Below are 17,861 nucleotides of genomic sequence, written 5' to 3'. Positions count from 1 at the left end.
CGGAGGCTAGCAGCTCGTATCCGGCCTCATGCGGTGTCTACGCGCTCGCGCACGGCCTGAAGCGTGGCCAGCGCCATGTCCCACTCTCCGAGGTCGTCGTCGCGGCCCGCGAGTATGCCGTATGCCCACACGCTGACGGCATACTCGCGGGCCGCGTCGGGAGTCATCCGGGAGATGATCAACTGCCCTCTCCACGCATCAGCGCGTCACTCGCCGGAGGGATAGAGCTGCGCCGCCCCTACAACCGTCCGGCCTCGGCGAGGGCCAGCAGGTCGTTCGCTGCCTCCTGGGAACGGATTCGGATGGCGGCCGAGTCGGGGACCGGTCCGCCGAGCAGGGCGGTGTCCATGATCTCTGCCTGGAGGAGGGCGGAGAAGACGTGCGCGGCCCGTGTGGGGTCGCTGACCTTGGAGCGCAGTTCCGCCGACCAGTGGGACAGGTGGCGCGTGAACAGGGCTATGCGGTCTCCGAGGATCTCCTGTTGGTAGCGCCGGCCGAGCTCGGGGAAGCGCTGCGCGTCGCGGGCCACCACCCTGAACAGCGCCAACTGCTGCTCGGACAGGATGTGCTGGAGAAGATCGCAGCCTGCTTCCGTCAGGCCTTCCAGGGGCGGCAGGTTCACCCACTCCGGGTCCGCGGTCTGCGCGGAGGTGTCGCAGGCCTCCTGGATGACGGCGACGAAGAGATCGTCCTTGCTGTCGAAGTGCCGGTACAGGGTGGTGATGGATACGCCTGCGCTCGCGGCGATGCGGTTGACCGAGCTTCCGCCGTACCCCTCTTCGAGGAAGGCCGCGAGGGCGGCGTTGATGATCGCCTCGCGCTTGCGCGCCATCAGGCGTGCTTTGGGGTCGTTCTCGGCCCAGGTACGCACGATCTTCCTCCGGTCTCGCGGTGACTTGACAGAGCATACGACAGCGATCACTATCGTGTCATACGAAAGTGGTCGCTTTCGTATGAGGCAAGGGAGAGACTGATGCGGAACACAGACACCCCGCGTGTGCTGGTCCTGGGCGCCACCGGCCGCACCGGAGCGGCGGTCGTGAAGGCGCTGGAGATGACACCCGGCCAAGCGGTCCCGGTGCGCGCTTCGCGCAGCGAGACGACCGTTGAGCAGTGGATCAAGGAGGGGAAGGAAGCGGTCCGTATCGATCTCGATGACCCCGACACCTTCACCAGCGCACTGGAGGGCATCGACCGGGTATTCCTGATGACCGGCTACACCTCAGCGATGAACCACCAGACCAAGACTCTGGTGGACGCCGCCGAGGACGCCGGCGTCACCTTCCTGGTGCACCTGGGCGTGTTCAGTGACAAACGTTCCACAGACCCGCACTTCGCGTGGCACGAACTGGTGGAACGCTACATCGCAGGCTCCAAGCTGACCTGGGCGAATGTGCATCCGCACGTGTTCATGGAGAACCTGCTGGGCATCAACCGGCTGCGCGACGGCCAGATGGTGTGGCCGATGGGCGACAAGCAGGTCGGGTGGATCGCCAACGACGACATCGCAGCAGTCGTGGCCAAGGTCCTGGCCGAAGGCCCCGAGACGCACGCGGGCAAGGATTACTACCTGTCCGCCGATCTCCTCAACGGCAGCGAGGTGGCCGAGGCCCTCTCCGCCGCCCTCGGACGGGACATCCCCGCACTGGTCCTGACCCCGGACGATCTGCAGCGCATGATCGATGCAGGGCTGAACACCGCGCCCGCCAACATGGACGCCGCATACGCGGCCAGCACGCTGATCTGGGCGCGACAGACCTACGAGGGCCGCTTCGACTACTCCGCGGTCACCACCAGCACGGTCCAGGACCTGCTCGGCCGAGAGCCCATCCATCTAGAGGCTTGGGCCACCGCACATCGTCAGGAACTGCTCGACCAGATCTCCTGAAGATCTCTACTGACGGCTTCGGAAACCACTCAGAGGGTGCCTTCTCCCGTTATTTAGTCCCGTCTTGCCCGTTTAGGGATTGTTTAAGCGCCTCGCCACGTGGGGGGTGAATTCTGCGGTGAGTCTGCGGGTCATGAGGTTGATCATCGTGAGGTGGATCATGGCTTCGGAGCGGTGGGGATGGGCTTCGTAGTCACGGGCCAGGCGACGGCGGTTCCACCATCGACCCGTTCGCCGCGCTGAAGACCGCAACCGGAAAGGTGATCAGCCGCCTGTCCGCGCAGCATCGGGCCGTGGACTCCAGGGACTTCCTGGCCGAGATCGACCGCCAGACCGAGCCCGGCATGGCGGTCCATGTCATCTGCGACAACTCTCCGCCCACAAGGCACCGGTGGTGCACAAGTGGCTGCTCGCACACCCCGGGTTCACCCCACACTTCACCCCGACCTACTCGTCGTGGATCAACCAGATCGAGCGATGGGTCACCGAACTGCAACGACGCTGTCCGAAACGTGACGTCCTCTGCTCGCTCGACGATCTCAAGACCGCACTCGGCGAATGGATCAAGATCTGGAACGCGGCCGCCAGGCCTTTCAAGTGGACCAAGACCGCCGACCAGATCTGCCACTACTGCGACAGAATCTCCGGACCGACTCACCAGGCGCTGTGCCGCGACTTCCGTGCCGCCGTGCCGGGGGCCACTCTCGTTGATGATGCTGCCGCTCCCCTGTCCCCGCAGAGTGCGCCTCCCGGGCTGAGGGCGTAAGTCGGCTCTTCCTGTCGCATGACCGATGACCGGTGAGGGCCGTCTGCCCAGACAAGAACCACGACGGGCCGCCGACTGTGACCCGCATGCCCCAGGTATCCCAGGTTTCCCAGCTTCCGACACGCCCCACGCCGCGCAATCGGAGGCTATTTGCCTGTATATAACCGGAGAATGCAGCAAAATGCCGATTCAGACACTTTCATGAGCATTTGGAACGCCTCTCAAGGAGCGATGTGATGCCTCAAAACAATCCGAGCCCTGAGACGGCCGTGATGCTGCGGGTCAACGGCAAGAAGATCGAGGTGACGTGTGATGTGCGCGCGACACTCCTCGATCTGCTGCGCGAGCGGCTCCGTCTGACCGGCACGAAGAAGGGATGCAACCGAGGCGAGTGTGGCGCCTGCACGGTGCACCTCGACGGCCGCAGAGTTAACGCCTGCCTGGTCCTGGCAGCCAGCGCGGACGGAGCCGAGGTGACCACGGTGGAAGGACTGGCCCGCGGTGAACAACTCCATCCGGTGCAGGAGGCGTTCATCGAGTCGGACGCGTTCCAGTGCGGGTTCTGCACTCCCGGACAGATCATGTCGGCCGTCGCCTGCATCCAGGAAGGGCACACCGGATCGAACGAAGAGATCCGCGAGTGGATGAGCGGGAACATCTGCCGCTGCTCGGCCTACCCGCAGATCGCTGCGGCGGTTGCCTCGGCGGCCCGAGACGAGGTGTGACATGCGGCCGTTCACCTACGTCAGGGCAGAGACGATCGCAAGGGCGCTGGAGAAGGCGCAGACACGGGGCACCATGTTCCTCGCCGGCGGCACAGAATTGCTCAACTGGGCCAGGATCGGCATCGAGAATCCGGCGCATGTAGTCGACATCTGCCACCTGGCGAGCCTGGACGGCATCGAGGCCAGCGGCAATGGCGTGCGCATCGGTGCACTGGGCCGTTTGAACGACGTGGCGCAGGACCCTCGTGTCGTTTCCTCTTATCCAGTCCTCTCCCAGGCCATCCTCAAGGCTGCTTCGGCACAGATCCGAAACGTGGCGACGATCGGGGGGAACCCCGTGCAGCGCACCCGTTGCCCTTACTTCCGGTCCGCGGAGCCCGTGCCGTGTAACAAGCGTGTTCCCGGGTCGGGGTGCGCCGCTCTGCAGGGTGCTAACGAACGACTGGCGATCTTCGGATGGACCGAGGAGTGCGTGGCGACGCAGCCCTCCGATCCCGCCGTCGCTCTGGCGTGCCTGGATGCCCAGATCGTCACCGAGCACCCCGACGGGGGACGAACGATTCCCGCCACGCAGTTCCACATGTTGCCCGCCGAGGACTCCTCCGCACATAACGTACTGCGTACCGGCGAGTTGATCACCGCGGTCGACCTCGGAGCGCCTGCCCCCAAGTCCGCTTACGTCAAGGTCCGTGAACGCCAGAGCTACGAGTTCGCTCTCGTCTCGGCCGCCGCAGCGGTCGAGGTCGAAGAAGGTGTGTTCTCCCGGGTGCGTCTGGCCCTGGGATCGGTGGCAATGCGCCCGTGGCGTCTATACGAGAGCGAACGTGCCCTGGTCGGCCTACGCCCCGGAAGCCCGGAAGTGCTGGACGCCGTCACTGCGGGGTTTCGCGACAGCCGCCCACTCTCGTCGAACGCGTACAAGATCCCGCTCGCGCGCAACACGGCCATGCGCGCCCTCGAATTGGCCCTGGAGGCGTGATGACCACCACCCGAGCTATCACCCGGCAGGACGGCCCCAAGAAGGTGACCGGAGCTGCCTCCTATGCGGCCGACTACAACGCGCCCCGGCAGCTTTACGCCGTCCTGGTGGGGGCAGCTGTCCCCACCGGTCGTGTCACTGGATTCGACCTCGTTGACGCCCTGGCAGCACCCGGCGTGGTCTGTGTCTTGACGGCCAGTGACATGCCTACGGTGCATGACGACTTCGCGGCCCTGCCCAGTCCGCCTCTGGCGACGCGTTTCCTGCCCATGCAGTCGGACATCGTCCACTACGCCGGACAGCCTGTGGCCATGGTCCTGGGCGAGACGATCGAAGCGGCAGAGGGGGCCGCCGTCAACGTCGGTGTTTCCTATGAGCGAGAGCCGTTCGTGAACCCGGACACCGCGGTATCGGTTCCTCCGTCGCCGGACAGCGGCTACGGCACACTCGCCGAACTGGAGTTCCGCAAGGGAAACGCACCCGAGGCCCTGTCCGGAGCCCCTGTGCGGGTCGACAGCACCTACACCCAGCCGTCGCGGCACGGCAATCCCATGGAGCCCAGCGCCATCGTCGCCGAGTGGGACGATGGAGTGCTGACCGTCCACGACTCGGTCCAGCATGTGTACGCCGTACAAGACACGCTGGCTGGCGTGTTCGGGCTGCCCTCGGACAAGGTGCGGGTCATCGCTCCCCACACGGGCGGCGGATTCGGCACCAAGGCATTCGTCTGGCCACACGAGATCCTCGGCCCCATGGCGGCGAAGACCGTCGGGCGACCGGTGAAGCTGGTCCTCAGCCGGGCCGATATGTACAGCATCGTCGGCTACCAGCCGCTGATGGAGCACCGTCTGTCTCTGGGGGCTGACAAGAACGGACAGCTCCAAGCCATCGCCCACGAGGTCGACAACGTCACCTCCGTCACCGACGACTATGTGGAGTTCGGCAGCGCTCCCTCCAAGTCCCTCTACTCGGCAGCGAACATTTCTACGAGCCAGCGGGTGCGCCGTGGAAACCTCAACCTTCCTTCGTTCATGCGCTCGCCCATCGACGGCCCTGGCACCTGGGCCCTGGGGTCAGCCATCGACGAGCTGGCGCACGCGCTGCGCATGGATCCGCTAACGCTGCGGACTGTCAACTACGCGGACCATGACCCCGCGGACGGATCGCCTTGGTCCTCCAAAAAGCTGAAAGAGGCATACGACGAGGGAGCGCGGCGATTCGGCTGGTGGGACAGGCCCAAGGGCGGTACCCGTGATGGGCATTGGCTGATCGGCTGCGGCATGGCGGACTGCACCCAGGGCCAGTTCCGGTTCTCCTCGCAGGCCAAGGTCAGGCTGCAAGCAGACGCCACGGCGCGTATCGAAGCTGGCTACACCGACATCGGAGCCGGCTCGACCACCATCTTTCCGCAGATCACAGCGGAGACGCTCGGCCTCGACATCAGCGCCGTCACCGGAGTCTCGGGCGACACCAAGCTTCCCTACGCCGGCCCCACCTACGGATCGGGCACGACGCTGTCGATGGGAACAGCTGTGCACAATGCTTCCCGGGACGTGCTGCGGCAGCTCGCCGAAGCGCTGTCCTGGCCGGTGGACGAGGTCCAGGCCGAGGCCGGGCAGCTCAAGTGGCTGGATGAGAGCGTGCCTTTCCACGACATCATGCGGTCCGCCGACCTGGAAGAGATCGTCGGGACGGGAGCACTCGAGCTGCCAGGCGGCGCATTCGCCGACGCGGGAGCACCGGGATTCTCCTCACGTACCTTCGGCGCCATGTTCGTCGAAGTGGGTGTGGACCCGGAACTGGGGCTACTGCGGATGCGCCGCGCGACGGGCGTCTACAGCGTCGGCGCCGTCGTCAACGAGCAGACGGCCCGATCCCAGATGATCGGCGGAGTCGTGTGGGGATGGGGCATGGCCGCCATGGAGGCAAGCCACTTCGAACCCCGGCTGGGCCGATGGCTCTCCCAGGACCTGGCCGGGGTCTCGCTGCCAGTCAACGCCGACATCCCCCCGCACATCGATATCTCCTTCGTCGACGAGTTCGACCCACACGCCGGCCCACTCGGCGCAAAGGGCGTCGGCGAGCTCTCCGCCACCGGAGTCGCGGCCGCGGTCGCCAACGCAGTCTTCGACGCCACCGGGCGGCGGGTCCGTGACCTGCCGATCACCCCCGACAAGCTTCTGGACGCCCTGCTGTGAACAGCACAGTCACCAACAAGACGGGGAGGAACAGATCACGTCCGGGGCTCTCGCAAGACTCTCGCACATGACCGTTTACACGAGGCCCCGACATTCACCGACGCCACCCAACGCGACCTAGGATCCCGCGCCGACACCGCACACCCCTGGCTCAGCCCGTTCGACGCCGCCGCCCTGGCCAGCGAGTCGGCACTAGTCCTGCGCGACCTCAACCAGCTGGATGCGGCCCTGGCACAGGCACAAGAGGCAGTCGCACTCCGAGAGGTCGGCCGCGCACGGTCCCTGGCCCTGAGCCGGATCACCCTCGTCGACATCCACGTACTCCGGGGTGATCTCGATGCAGCCGTACAGACCGGGCACGACTTACTCAGCACAAGCCCCACCCTCGGATCGGTCCGCGTCGTACAGCAACTCGACGCGCTGCGACAGCTCCTGGAACCGCACCGCGCCTACGAGCCGATGCGGCAGTACCTGACACGGTTCGACGACGCACGCAGAGCGAGAATGCTCCTCTTGGCCGACATCATCGCGTCGTCACCCGGAGGCACCCCCGCATGAGGCCCGCACACCACCCCCACCCCCGCCGACCCGGAAGCGTGGAACGCCTACCTCGCCGAGGGAAACGCCAAGCAGGCCCACAAACGCGTCGCCGCCGACGTCCTGCTACGCGACGCCGACGGCCAAGTCCTCCTGGTCAACCCCACCTACAAGCCCGGATGGGACCCTTCCCGGAGGCATGGTCGAAGCGAACGAACCCCCGCCGGACGCAGCGCGCCGCGAGCTGGCCGAGGAACTCGGGCTGACATTGACCAGCCTCCGCCTCCTCGTGGTCGACTGGGTTGCCCCTCACGGCCCCTGGGACGACCAGATCGCCTTCATCTTCGACGGCGGCATCCTCACCACCGACAACGACCAGCTCAGCCCCCGTGACGGCGAGCTGGCCACAGCAGAATTCGTCGCGCCGAACATCGCCCGCGCCCGGCTCGGCGACCACATCCGGCCCCGCTTCACAGCCGCCCTCGAAGCCGCCGCCGACGGACGTCCCCGCTACCTCCACAACGGCACCCGTGGAAACCGCAGCGTGAGTAGTAGGGGGCGTTCCACGGGACCTGGGTGAATGTGGCGAGGGTCAGAGCAGGAGCACCCTCGCTCCTGGCGTGGGAGGCCAGATGTTCAAGCAGCAACCGGCCGACACCGCGACGCGCGCTGTCCGGGTGGACCGAGACCTGCTCGACATGGAGGTTGCCGTCGAAGCGGTCGGCGATCATGTAGGCGAACGGGGCGTCGGAGTCGATGGCCACAACCCAGGCCATCCCGGCGTGGTGATAGCGAGCGAGCTCACCGAGCGGGAGTGGCTCATCCTCGGCGATCTCCGGCATGCCGATGTCCCGGAAGCACTGCCCAGCGGCCCTCTCGATGTCCTGGAGGACGGGCAGTTCGTCCAGGCGCACGGCTCGGATAGGCATAGACGCATTCTCCGCAGCACGCCGGATGCCGCCACCGACTACTGAGGTTTGCGGGTTGTCGTCGGGTAGTGACGGTTGATGATCCCTGCGTTATGTCGGTTCTATGCGTTATCCGGAGGGTGGGGGCCTGACCCCTGAGCGTCGGGCGTTTCGGGAGAAGATCCGGCTTCAGGCCGGCGAGCGGTTCGCGGCGGGTGAGAAGACCGCGGTGATCGCGAAGGATCTGCGGGTGAGTGTGCGGTCGGTGGAACGCTGGCGCCGCGCCTGGCGCGAGGGCGGGACGGAGGCTTTGCGCTCGGCAGGACCGGCGAACGTGCCGACCGTCACCGACGACCAGTTCGCCGTGCTCGAGGAGGAGTTGGGGAAAGGTCCGACCGCGCACGGATTCGAGGATGAGCGGTGGACTCTGGCCCGGGTCCAGACGGTGATCCGTCGTCGTCTGCGTGTGAGTCTCTCGGTGGCGACGGTGTGGCGGATGCTGAAGCGGCACGGCTGGTCATGGCAGGCACCTGCCCGAAGAGCCCTCGAGCGTGACGAGCACGCCGTCGAGCTGTGGAAGAAGGAGGTGTGGCCGCGGGTAAAAGCCTCGCGGCGGCCCATGGCGCCTGGATCGTCTTCGAGGACGAAGCCGGGTTCTCCATGACGCCGCCCCGCGCCCGCACCTGGGGCCGACGCGGACACACCCCCGTCATCCGCGTCCGCGGCAGATCCCGCCGACGGACGTCGGTCGCCGCCCTGTGCTGCTACAAACCCGGGCACCACAGCTGCCTGATCCACCGGCCCCGCAACCACCTGTTACTGAAGGGCGCCCGGAAGAGCTTCTCCTGGAAGGACTACCGGGACCTACTCGTTCGGGCCCACATCCAGCTCGGCGGGCCGATCGTGGTGGTCTGGGACTGTGAGAATGGGGGCACCTCGTTCGGGACCGTGGTCTGACCCGGTCTGGGACTGACCATCGTGTCCGGAGTATTGATCTGTCGGCCGCGGTCCCGGGCGGGAGTCCGCCGACGCCGGGTCGACGGGTGTGTCCCGATAGGGGCTTTGCGGCCAGCACCGTCACAGTCTTGACCACCCGTTCGGCCCGGTGTCATTTCCTCGGTCCGCTCGGGAGAGACATGACAGCTACGAGCACCTTGCCGACACGAAGCACCCAAGAGACCCCCACGGAGCGCTATGAGATCGTCCTGGGCGTCGACACCCACAAGGACGTGCACGTTGCCGCGGTCGTGACCAAGTTGGGCGCCCGGTTGGGGGCATGCCCGTTCCAGGCCACCGCAGCAGGCTACCGGGAGATGCTGGAGTGGGCCCGCTCCTTCGGCGATCTACGTCACGCGGGCGTGGAAGGCACGGGCTCCTACGGTGCGGCCCTGTGTCGGTACCTGCTCGCCCAGGACGTTCAAGTGATCGAGGTGAACCGGCCGGACCGTGCCGCCCGCCGCCGGTCGGGCAAGAGCGACGAGGTGCTCCGCAGGTGCGCGGTCGGGCGCGCGCCGCAGCGGTGTCACAGCATTTCCAGCGGCCGTTTGCTGCCAGGCGGCGGGAACGACCGGTCCAGGGTCGCGAGGACCTCGGCGGTCAGGTCCACCTCCAGAGCCGCACTGTTCTCCTCGACGTGCCCGCGGGAGGACGCCTTCGGGATCGCGATGACGTCCTCGTGCCGCAGGACCCACGCCAGGGCGATCTGCGCGGGCGTCGCACCGTGGGCGGCGGCCACCTCCCGCAGCGCCGTGTGGCCGAGCAGACGGCCCTGTTCGACCGGCGAGTACGCCATGAGGGGGATCGACAGTTCACGGCACCTGGGCAGCAGACTGTACTCGGGCCCCCTACGGCTGAGGTTGTACAGCACCTGGTCGGTCTGCGGCTCGGCTCCGGGCGGCAGGTCCGCGAGATCATCCACGTCCAGGTTGCTCACCCCCCAGGAGAGGATGGCACCCTCCCGCACCAGGGACTCGAACGCCTCGACCGTCTCCTCCAGCGGCACGGCTCCGCGCCAGTGCAGCAGGTACAGGTCGATCCGGTCCGTGTGCAGACGGCGCAGGCTCCCCCGGCACGCCTCGGCCACTCCGCGGGCGTCCGCGTGGGAGGGGAGCACCTTGCTGACCAGGAAGACCTCGTCCCGCCGTCCGGACACCGCCTCGGCCACCACTTCCTCCGCTGCGCCGTCCCCGTACATCTCCGCTGTGTCGATGAGGGTCATTCCCAGGTCCAGGCCGGCGCGCAGGGCCGACACCTCGGCCGCGCGGCGCCCGGCGTCCTCCCCCATCCCCCAGGTGCCTTGACCTAGCGCCGGGACCGCAACCCCGCAGGGAAGGACCACTGTCCGTGGTTCCGCCATGGCTTCCTCCTGGCTGAGACGGTGGCCAAGACTGCCCGACCACCCGCTGCACCACGACATACATTGCAGATCAGATGGAATCTTCTCAGGCCGGAATGGAATTCTCCGTAACTCCCCTACCAGAGCTGAACGGCGCTGTGCCTGTACGCCGAACGGCTCTGAGCCGGTGCTGGAACGGATGGCCCCGGGCACAGTGGATCTGTCAGAACCAGCAATTTGCCCGGTCTCGAACGGTCAAAACTTCGGGTGATCGTGAATACGTGCAACCAACCGAGCGCGGAAGAGTTCTCTGAACCGAGCTGACACGAAACGGCGTCCTGCGGGAAGGCCGGGGCGTGCCGACTTCGTCGCCCGTCGTCGCCGCCGGTCGTCGGAGCGGGCTGCGCCAACTGTTGGGGCCTTCAGCGAGGCTGGCCGAGTGCGGCCGCCGGACGCAGGTTCTCCTCGAGTTCCTCGGCCATGGCCGCGCCGGCCAATGCCCGTCCCAGTCGAGGTGCCTGTTTGAACAGGTTGTGCCCGGCGGCGAAAAAGATTCTGTCGGCTTCCCAGACCGCCATGCCGTCTTCGCTCCACGGCAGGCTTGTCACCCAGCAGCGCAGGTGCTCGACGGGCTCCGGGTCGAGGCCCGGCAGTGCGCGGGACACGTACGCGCGGGCGCGGTCACCGAGTGCCGCCAGTGCTTCGGGGTCCACGAAGCTGCCGTCCTCCCGCACCTCAACCGTTTGGCTGAGACCCACCGCATATCGGCTGTTGCCAGGATAGGGAGCTGCGTAGACACCAACCTCCCCGAAGTCGCCGCTGCTGTCCTGCAGGCAGGCGACCCGTTCCGGGGGCGCTCCCCTGACCTGGAAGGTGAGGCGGACGTGGGCTGCCGGCCGTATCGGTAGAGAAAGCCCCACGTTGCGCGCCAGCCGCGCGGTGCCCAGGCCCGCGCACACCACGGCCGTTGCGTACTCTTCGCGGCCGACGGCGCTGAGCACCTCCACCGTGCCGCGGCCCGTCGGATGCAGCGAGATGACCTCGTCGGTGACCACAGAATCACCCAGCGCGTCCACCAGGCTCTCGACCGCGACACGGGTGCGGATGGCACCGCCGTCCTCATCTAGCATCGCGGGACCGCGGTAGTCGGCGAGCAGCGGCATGCGGGCGTGAAGTTCGGCGCTGTCCAGGGCCCGGGCCCGTATGCCGCCGGCCTCCTGCAGAATGCGCAGTCTCTCAGGAACGGAATCTCCCAGGGCGACCACTCCGTCCTGGGAGATCAGTTCGGCGCCCAACCGGTCGGCCCACTCGTCCCATACGGCGCGGCCCTGCCGGGCGAATTCGACCAGCCGGGCGTCGTCGTGCGCGTGGCGGAATATGCGGGACTGGCCATTGGACTGCCCGTGGCCTGGAACGCCGCTTTCGTAGACCCTCGCCGTCGTTCCGCGTTCGGCCAGTGCATAGGCGGTGCAGAGTCCGACGATGCCGGCTCCTACCACGGCCACCTCGGGAACCCGGTCCATTCGATCGCCTCACTTCGCGTCCCAGAGCTATCCCTACGGAGCAGGGGTTAGGTTCATCTGTCGCCGCCCGAACTGGTGGGTTACTAGGCCGCATAGGCGGCACTGCCAGGCTCTACGCGAGCGGCAGAACCGCGTCTTCTTCAGCCTTACACCGGTCCGAAATATGTCAACCGGCCACCTCACATGGCGGCCGTGACGGACCGGCGGAGAGTCGCGGGGTCGGAGGTCCTCGTCGAGGCCTGATATCCGAGCAGGACATCGGCCGGGCCGGTGACTCCGTGGCTGCCGTGAGCTCCCCCCGCTGTGCGACAGTCGCTGATCAGCAGGTCAGGGAGGCTGACGGGGTTTCAAGTTCGTTCGTTCAGCGGATACCTGGTCGGCGTAGTACTTCTCCTCGAACTCGATCGGGCTTAGGTAGCCGAGCCGCTTTTGGATGCGGCGGGGGCTATCGAAGCCGTCGACGTTCATTTCGTCATGGCGACGGGAAGGCGAAACCGCTTCCGTGGTCGAACGTCACCAGCCGGTGAGGGCCGCCCAGCGCGCCGCCGAGGCCATCCCCGACCGCGGCAAGCACGCCACTGCGCCCAGCGCCCCAACCTCGCCACGACTCCTGCAACCAGCCCACCTGTACACGGTGGCGCGCGTATGAGGCAGGCGGACCCGGCAGCGCGATCACCGGCACCGGCCTGGCTTGGAAGTGCGACGCGACCGGCCCAGGAGGGGCCGTGAGCTGCCATTAACGCCGCCCGACTGTCATCCTGGACGGCCGTACTCCATCCCTCCAGCCCGCCGGACGGAGTACGGCCCAAGGACACGGCGAGCGGAGGCCATCATGCTGATCAGCCACAGCGTCGACGGCGGCGCCCTGCACGTGCCCCTGCACCACAGCGTCGACGTCAACACCCGGGCCGCGGCCGCCGTAGAGATCGACATGTGCAAGAACCTCGACATCCCCCTCAACCTGTCCGGAGCCACCACGGCGGCACAACGGCTCTTCACCGCGAACACCGCCTAGACACCTCCCCCGGCCGGAAAGTCCGATGCGCGGATCCAGGCCGGTCTCGCGTTGGCAACCCGGACAATCCACATGACGTTGAATCCGCGTCACCGCAACGACAGTTGGAACTGGTGCAGGGCGTAACGGCAACGCGTGCCCGAGCTCGTCGCCGGGTCGCCTAACCCGCACATCATCTCCGGTCTCGTCGCTAGCCTGCACTCCCTTGCGGAGGTCGACGAGTGGCGTGGGAAGGGCATCGCGCGCGCCCTGGTCGCCGAAGCGGAGAAGGTAACGGGCTCGGATCCCGCGGGGAAGCTGGGCGCGGCCGTCATGTGCTTCACGCCCGAACCGGACCTGACGGACTTCTACGCCGGGCTCGGCTTCACGTTCTCCCCCACGGCATCGGTACATCTGCCACGGCCCGATCAAGGACTTCCTCTTTCTCGCTGAAGCCGTGGCGCCGGCGTCAAGAGGTAGCCCATGCCCACCCCCTACGGCCAAACCAAAGCGCGAAAGCCAGGTTCCCGGTGTCTGCGGGCGGACCTTGGCCCGGGATGGCCCGGTCGGTCAGCTCGAGCCGTTGGGGTGGAGGACGACCTTGGTCCAGCCGTCGTCACGGGCGTCGAAGTGCTGGTAGCCGTTGGGGGCCTGGTCCAGCGGCAGCTCGTGGGAGACGATCCATGAGGGCTTGGCCTTGCCCTGCTCTATCAGGGCGCACAGCTGTCGGTTGTATGCCTTGACGTTGGCCTGGCCAGTCCCCATCGACTGGCCCTTGAACCAGTGCAGGCCGTAGTCAAAGGCGACCTCGCCCTCCGCCTTATACAGCTTGTCCGGGCTCCCCGGGTCGTGCGGCACGAAGACACCCACGACCCCAATCGTCCCGGTGAACTTCACCGAGTGCACCAGGTTGTTGAGCGTCAGGTTCGGGTGCTCGACACCCTGAGGGTCGTGCGCCTGGTAGCCCACGCACTCACACCCACGGTCCGCCCCCAGACCGTTGGTGAGTTCGTTGATCTGGTCGATCGGCGAGACCTTGGAGTCATCGATGGGAATCGCACCAATCTGCTCTGCGAGCGCGAGCCGGTCCGGGTGACGGTCGACGACCATCACCTGCGCGGCGCTCTTGAGATTTGCCGACAGCGCCGCCATCAGACCGACCGGGCCCGCGCCATAGATGACAACGGTCTCGCCCGGCTGCACGCCGGCCAGCTCCGTGCAGTGCCAGCCGGTCGGGAAGATGTCGGACAGCATCACGTAGTCGGTCTGCTTCTCTCGCGCCTCCTCCGGCAGCACCAGGCAGTTGGAGTCTCCGTACGGAACCCGCAGGAACTCTGCCTGACCGCCGCTGTAGGGGCCCATTCCCGCGAAGCCGTACGCGGCACCGGCCATCGTCGGATCCACCGGCGTGGTCAGGCAGAAGGCCGTCAGCCCGTTGTCACAGTTGCGGCAGAACCCGCAACTGATGTTGAACGGCAAACAGACCAGGTCCCCCACCCGCACACGGTCCACGCCATCGCCGACCTCGATGACCTCCCCCATGTTCTCGTGGCCCAGGACACGCCCCGTCTCCATGTCCGTGCGCCCCTCATACATATGCAGGTCCGACCCGCAAATGTTGGTGGAAGTGATCTTCACCAGCACATCCGTCGGCCGCTCGATCCTCGCGTCCGGCACATCCTGCACGTTCACCGAACGTGGCCCGTCATACACCAGAGCCTTCATGGGATTCTCTCCTCCTGTCCGATACTTCGAATATCGATGGAAGGAACAAAATTCACGAATGAATCAACATGCGCCGCGCGAAACGCGCACGCAGGACGCACGTGGCTGCTAGCCCCAGTACGACACTGGCAGGTTTCGCAAAATACTCACTCGGAATTGACGCGAGCAAAGGAACTCATCGGGGAGCCGCACAGCCTCAATGGCCGGGCCACTGCTTGGCGTTGCCTTTTCAGCCGCAGCATTATGCGCAACAGGTGCGCCCCGCGCCATTCACTTCAAGCCTCCCACCGGGACACTGCATGTCAACTGGAGACTGAGGTTTTCTCAGCGGTGATCACTTCCAGATTCCGTTGAGGACGAAATGAGTTCTCGCCCGGTCTCGCGGCTCGATATGGCCGTGGTCGTCGGCCTGGTCCTGGTCGTCATCGCAGCCATGTCCGCCCTCTTCTACGGCAGCGCCGAGGCGCCCGGGCCGGCAGCCGACCCAACCCCCAGCCCACACGCACCCCGGACGGCGCACTCATGCTGCCCGGGGTGCGATGTTTTGTCAGTGGCCCACTGCGAGGGCATGACCGTGGTCCCCGCGTTCGACGCCGAACTGCACGACCGGGTACTGCGCGATCAGAGCGCAGCCGGGCGCTCGGACGTTCTCCGGCGACGCCTGGCTCGGATGGGCGACATTCTCCGGCGAGGCCTAGTTTTGCCAGGGAGTCCCGGCCTGTCCGGCACACAGTGAGCTCTTTCAGCGTTGCCGCTCCAGGGTGAGGACGGCCGCGGCGCCCGCGCCCCCGAGAGAGCGCGGTCGACCGTTCGCTGGGTTGGCGTGAGGTCGCGGCCCGGCGGGCGTCTGAGCGGTGTCATCACCCACGGGCCAGCTCCCATGTAGGCGCGGCCGGCGAGGACGGGGACACCCTGGCGTTCGCAGATCCGGATGTCCGGTGGGTGCGGGCCGCGGTCAGGTCGTGGGCACGGCCGGGCAGTGCAGGCGAGATCCACAGCAGCCGCCCGGCTGGATCGCTCACTACCTGCACGTTCTCCCCGCGCCGATGATGCTTGTGGGAGTAGTCGGCCCGTCCGTCGCCGGCCCGGTCGCAATCCGCCAGGGTGCCGTCATCGGCGCGCCTGCGGAGGTACACGAGGCTGACCAGGGCACGCTGGTGCGACGGAAGCTTGCAGCAGCGGCCACCCTCACGGGTGACGATGAGCAGGTGCCCCACTCGACCAGGGCATGAAGGAGGTCGAGTGGGTCAGGATAGGGAACCAACGAGGCTCCTTGAGCTGGTGAGTTGAGACTTCGAACACCTCCCTCAACGGCACGGGGGCCTCGCGCGTTGCGAACACCGACCCCCTCACCCCGGTCAGCGGCCACGCTGAAAGAGCTCAGTGGTAGCGCCGTCCAACTCGGCGTATCAGCTCGACAGACCGCTGGTTGTAGTCGCGGACGGTCAGCATTGCCAGCTTGCCACCGACCGCGACCCCGTCCGGTTCACGGACGAGGTCTGGCGTAGCTGGTCACTTCGCCAGTGGACGGCGTGATCTGGATCAAGCATGTGCCGCCCTGCGCCCCCGGAGCACCAGACCAGCCAGCGGCGGTGCAGCCCCCGGACGGGACGCCGGGCAACCAGCCCGCCAGGCCCGGCAAGCACTAGCGTGACGCCCCGGTCCTGGCGAACTGGTCGACGATGGCCCGACAGAAGGCCGGCAGGTCCGCCGGCGAGCGGCTGGAGATGAATTGTCCGTCGATGACGACTTCCTCGTCGACGACCTCGGCGCCGGCGTTGCGCAGGTCAGTGCGCACACTGGGCCAGGAGGTGAGGCGGCGTCCGCGCACGACGTCGGCTTCCGCGAGTGTCCACGGGCCGTGGCAGATGACGCCGATCGGTTTCCCGCTTTCGGCGAAGGACTTCACGAAGCCGACGGCGTCCTTGTCCATGCGGAGTTGGTCGGGGTTCATGGTGCCTCCCGGCAGGAGCAGCGCGTCGTAGTCGTCAACGGAGGCATCAGCCACAAGCCGGTCGACGGGAAACGTTCCCGCGGGATTCAGGTCGAACACCAGCGCGGTGCGTGCCCGTCCATCCCGTGCCCGCACCCGCTGTACCGGCCAGCAGCCTCGACCGCCTGCCCGGCCACCGAGGCTGCTGGACCGGCGCTTCAGTTGGCCGGCCTGAGCACGATGTCAGCCTCGGGTCGGTGGGCGACTGCCTCGTCGACTGCCTTGGTCAGCGGTCGGGCCCGTTACGCTCCCGACTCCGTCCTCATCCGGGTCGGCCAGCTGCCCGCAACGGGCATCCGGTGCCGACGCGCTCGGTAAGTTCGGCGCGCAGGGTGGCGAGTTCGGCCATGCGTGCGTCGACGAGCTGGATCTTTTCCTCGAACAGCGCGGACAGCGCTTCCGCGACGTCCGGCGCCCCATGCAGTTCCTCGCCGGTCCGCGCGATCTCCGCCAGCGAGAATCCGAGTGTCTGTGCCGTGCGGACATAGTGCAGCCAGGCCACTGCCTCGGGTGGGAAGTCGCGATAGCCGTTGGTCAGGCGCCGACCTGCGATGAGGCCGATCTTCTCGTAGAACCGAATCGTGTCCCTGGTCATCCCCGTCTGCGCGGCCAGCTCTCCGATGCGCATACCCCAGCGCCACCCCCTTCGGATGATGAACTTGACCTTGGACCGTACTCCACTGTTTAGCGTGAGGCGTCACTGACACCAAACCAGCCGGAGCCTCATCATGATCCGTCTCTCCGCCCCCGCACGTCCCGCCTATCTTCATCTCGTACGCGCGAGCGCCTGGTACGACCTCGCGGTCACCGCGGGGTTCGTGACACCGTGGACGTACGCGCTGGTGCACAACGTGCTGTCCTCATTGGGCGACGCACTCGGGTGGGGCGTCCTGCCCGAACTCGATCCGTGGCAGACCCTGTACGCGAATCTGATGGGTTCGGTCGTGGTCGTCTGGGCCACCCTGCGCATCGTCCGGCCGCTGCCGGTGCATGGACTGTTCGACGGCATCGCGCGCATCCTGTTCTCAGCGTGGATGGCGTACGCACTGGCCCAGGGTGCCTCGCGGATACTGTGGCTGTTCTTCACCGTCGAGGTCGCGTGGGGCATTGTCCAGCTTGTGCCATGGCGGCGGAATCGACACAGCAACGCCAGCTTTGAGCACCAGGCCGGCCAACTGGAACGCTCAGCGGCCAACTGAAGCGCTCAGCCACACAAGTAGACGGGCAGGGTGTCCCTCCCCTCGTAGCGTGAAGACCGTGGCTGCAGGGGAAGTTGGGAGTCATGACGGA

At 66.8% G+C, this 17,861-nt stretch carries 15 protein-coding genes and 7 pseudogenes; 11 read left to right on the top strand and 11 right to left on the bottom strand.

The features are described 5' to 3' along the window. Window positions 1–26: 26 nt before the first annotated feature. Together CG723_RS46690 and CG723_RS44160 are read right to left on the bottom strand one after the other, a co-directional pair. Window positions 27–167 (bottom strand): hypothetical protein, encoded by a 141-nt coding sequence (locus tag CG723_RS46690; protein WP_159032699.1) that lies wholly within the window; start codon window positions 165–167, stop codon window positions 27–29. A 71-nt stretch (window positions 168–238) separates the two neighbouring features. Then, complete coding sequence (locus tag CG723_RS44160; protein ID WP_100599208.1) at window positions 239–871, bottom strand: TetR/AcrR family transcriptional regulator; 633 nt, start codon at window positions 869–871, stop codon at window positions 239–241. A 102-nt stretch (window positions 872–973) separates the two neighbouring features. Here CG723_RS44160 and CG723_RS44155 point away from each other — a divergent pair, with 102 nt between their 5' ends. Then, entirely contained in the window at window positions 974–1,888 is a 915-nt protein-coding gene (locus CG723_RS44155; protein WP_100599207.1) for an NmrA family NAD(P)-binding protein, read from the top strand. Window positions 1,889–1,971: 83 nt separating this feature from the next. Here the strand turns inward: CG723_RS44155 and CG723_RS48465 are convergent. Continuing rightward, window positions 1,972–2,107: pseudogene (locus tag CG723_RS48465) on the bottom strand (IS5 family transposase); the annotation flags it as partial. A gap of 172 nt (window positions 2,108–2,279) precedes the next feature. Between CG723_RS48465 and CG723_RS48460 the strand changes: the two are divergent. The 4 genes from CG723_RS48460 to CG723_RS44130 all read left to right on the top strand — a co-directional run bounded on the left by CG723_RS48460 (window position 2,280) and on the right by CG723_RS44130 (window position 6,556). Beyond that, window positions 2,280–2,654: a transposase gene (locus CG723_RS48460; RefSeq protein WP_234374854.1), complete on the top strand. Its 375-nt coding sequence runs from the start codon at window positions 2,280–2,282 to the stop codon at window positions 2,652–2,654. Window positions 2,655–2,890: 236 nt separating this feature from the next. Next, a complete protein-coding gene (locus CG723_RS44140; protein ID WP_100599205.1) occupies window positions 2,891–3,379 on the top strand; it encodes a (2Fe-2S)-binding protein in 489 nt (162 codons plus the stop codon). A gap of 1 nt (window position 3,380) precedes the next feature. After that, the gene (locus CG723_RS44135; protein ID WP_100599204.1) at window positions 3,381–4,358 is read left to right on the top strand and encodes an FAD binding domain-containing protein; all 978 of its coding nucleotides are present in this window, start codon (window positions 3,381–3,383) and stop codon (window positions 4,356–4,358) included. Further along, a complete protein-coding gene (locus CG723_RS44130) occupies window positions 4,358–6,556 on the top strand; it encodes a xanthine dehydrogenase family protein molybdopterin-binding subunit (RefSeq protein WP_100599203.1) in 2,199 nt (732 codons plus the stop codon). The genes CG723_RS44135 and CG723_RS44130 overlap by 1 nt, the downstream gene beginning before the upstream one ends. A gap of 192 nt (window positions 6,557–6,748) precedes the next feature. Here CG723_RS44130 and CG723_RS46685 read toward each other — a convergent pair whose 3' ends face one another. Continuing rightward, complete coding sequence (locus CG723_RS46685; protein WP_159032698.1) at window positions 6,749–6,916, bottom strand: hypothetical protein; 168 nt, start codon at window positions 6,914–6,916, stop codon at window positions 6,749–6,751. A 207-nt stretch (window positions 6,917–7,123) separates the two neighbouring features. Here CG723_RS46685 and CG723_RS44125 point away from each other — a divergent pair. Further along, a pseudogene (locus CG723_RS44125) lies at window positions 7,124–7,673 on the top strand (NUDIX domain-containing protein); the annotation flags it as partial. Here the strand turns inward: CG723_RS44125 and CG723_RS44120 are convergent. Then, window positions 7,627–8,022, bottom strand: a pseudogene (locus CG723_RS44120) (GNAT family N-acetyltransferase); the annotation flags it as partial. The pseudogenes CG723_RS44125 and CG723_RS44120 sit on opposite strands and share 47 nt — an antisense overlap. Window positions 8,023–8,125: 103 nt before the next feature. On the opposite strand from CG723_RS44120, the pseudogene CG723_RS44115 reads away from it, so the two are divergent. Continuing rightward, a pseudogene (locus tag CG723_RS44115) lies at window positions 8,126–8,919 on the top strand (IS630 family transposase); the annotation flags it as partial. A 218-nt stretch (window positions 8,920–9,137) separates the two neighbouring features. Continuing rightward, window positions 9,138–9,470 (top strand): annotated as a pseudogene (locus CG723_RS44105) (IS110 family transposase); the annotation flags it as partial. A 53-nt stretch (window positions 9,471–9,523) separates the two neighbouring features. Here CG723_RS44105 and CG723_RS44100 read toward each other — a convergent pair. Continuing rightward, window positions 9,524–10,357 (bottom strand): aldo/keto reductase, encoded by an 834-nt coding sequence (locus CG723_RS44100; protein WP_100599200.1) that lies wholly within the window; start codon window positions 10,355–10,357, stop codon window positions 9,524–9,526. A 401-nt stretch (window positions 10,358–10,758) separates the two neighbouring features. After that, a complete protein-coding gene (locus CG723_RS44095; RefSeq protein WP_100599199.1) occupies window positions 10,759–11,859 on the bottom strand; it encodes an NAD(P)/FAD-dependent oxidoreductase in 1,101 nt (366 codons plus the stop codon). An 832-nt stretch (window positions 11,860–12,691) separates the two neighbouring features. Here CG723_RS44095 and CG723_RS44090 point away from each other — a divergent pair. Both CG723_RS44090 and CG723_RS44085 read left to right on the top strand, forming a co-directional pair. Beyond that, window positions 12,692–12,874, top strand: coding sequence for a hypothetical protein (locus CG723_RS44090; protein WP_100599198.1), 183 nt, complete (start codon window positions 12,692–12,694; stop codon window positions 12,872–12,874). Between the two features lie 135 nt (window positions 12,875–13,009). Beyond that, window positions 13,010–13,306 (top strand): GNAT family N-acetyltransferase, encoded by a 297-nt coding sequence (locus CG723_RS44085; RefSeq protein ID WP_100599197.1) that lies wholly within the window; start codon window positions 13,010–13,012, stop codon window positions 13,304–13,306. Window positions 13,307–13,423: 117 nt separating this feature from the next. On the opposite strand, the gene CG723_RS44080 is transcribed toward CG723_RS44085, so the two are convergent. The 4 genes and pseudogenes from CG723_RS44080 to CG723_RS44065 all read right to left on the bottom strand — a co-directional run bounded on the left by CG723_RS44080 (window position 13,424) and on the right by CG723_RS44065 (window position 17,199). Continuing rightward, complete coding sequence (locus tag CG723_RS44080; protein WP_100599196.1) at window positions 13,424–14,578, bottom strand: glutathione-independent formaldehyde dehydrogenase; 1,155 nt, start codon at window positions 14,576–14,578, stop codon at window positions 13,424–13,426. A gap of 621 nt (window positions 14,579–15,199) precedes the next feature. After that, window positions 15,200–15,842 (bottom strand): annotated as a pseudogene (locus CG723_RS49465) (transposase family protein). Between the two features lie 381 nt (window positions 15,843–16,223). Continuing rightward, window positions 16,224–16,625 (bottom strand): annotated as a pseudogene (locus CG723_RS44070) (type 1 glutamine amidotransferase domain-containing protein); the annotation flags it as partial. Window positions 16,626–16,833: 208 nt separating this feature from the next. Next, window positions 16,834–17,199: a MerR family transcriptional regulator gene (locus CG723_RS44065; protein ID WP_100596854.1), complete on the bottom strand. Its 366-nt coding sequence runs from the start codon at window positions 17,197–17,199 to the stop codon at window positions 16,834–16,836. Between the two features lie 100 nt (window positions 17,200–17,299). On the opposite strand from CG723_RS44065, the gene CG723_RS44060 reads away from it, so the two are divergent. After that, window positions 17,300–17,770, top strand: a complete 471-nt coding sequence (locus CG723_RS44060) for a hypothetical protein (protein WP_100596855.1) — start codon at window positions 17,300–17,302, stop codon at window positions 17,768–17,770. The last annotated feature ends 91 nt before the right edge of the window (window positions 17,771–17,861 follow it).

It is taken from the genome of Streptomyces sp. CB01635, from assembly GCF_002803065.1.
Taxonomy (GTDB): Bacteria; Actinomycetota; Actinomycetes; order Streptomycetales; family Streptomycetaceae; genus Streptomyces.
This window is presented reverse-complemented; position numbering and strand designations above follow the sequence as displayed.

What these genes read in the sequence shown, in the direction of transcription:
- CG723_RS46690 (WP_159032699.1), bottom strand. Translation starts at nt 167, where the DNA reads ATGACTCCCGACGCGGCCCGCGAGTATGCCGTCAGCGTGTGGGCATAC.
- CG723_RS44155 (WP_100599207.1), top strand. Translation starts at nt 974, where the DNA reads ATGCGGAACACAGACACCCCGCGTGTGCTGGTCCTGGGCGCCACCGGC.
- CG723_RS44140 (WP_100599205.1), top strand. Translation starts at nt 2,891, where the DNA reads ATGCCTCAAAACAATCCGAGCCCTGAGACGGCCGTGATGCTGCGGGTC.
- CG723_RS44135 (WP_100599204.1), top strand. Translation starts at nt 3,381, where the DNA reads ATGCGGCCGTTCACCTACGTCAGGGCAGAGACGATCGCAAGGGCGCTG.
- CG723_RS44130 (WP_100599203.1), top strand. Translation starts at nt 4,358, where the DNA reads ATGACCACCACCCGAGCTATCACCCGGCAGGACGGCCCCAAGAAGGTG.
- CG723_RS44100 (WP_100599200.1), bottom strand. Translation starts at nt 10,357, where the DNA reads ATGGCGGAACCACGGACAGTGGTCCTTCCCTGCGGGGTTGCGGTCCCG.
- CG723_RS44095 (WP_100599199.1), bottom strand. Translation starts at nt 11,859, where the DNA reads ATGGACCGGGTTCCCGAGGTGGCCGTGGTAGGAGCCGGCATCGTCGGA.
- CG723_RS44090 (WP_100599198.1), top strand. Translation starts at nt 12,692, where the DNA reads ATGCTGATCAGCCACAGCGTCGACGGCGGCGCCCTGCACGTGCCCCTG.
- CG723_RS44080 (WP_100599196.1), bottom strand. Translation starts at nt 14,578, where the DNA reads ATGAAGGCTCTGGTGTATGACGGGCCACGTTCGGTGAACGTGCAGGAT.
- CG723_RS44065 (WP_100596854.1), bottom strand. Translation starts at nt 17,199, where the DNA reads ATGCGCATCGGAGAGCTGGCCGCGCAGACGGGGATGACCAGGGACACG.
- CG723_RS44060 (WP_100596855.1), top strand. Translation starts at nt 17,300, where the DNA reads ATGATCCGTCTCTCCGCCCCCGCACGTCCCGCCTATCTTCATCTCGTA.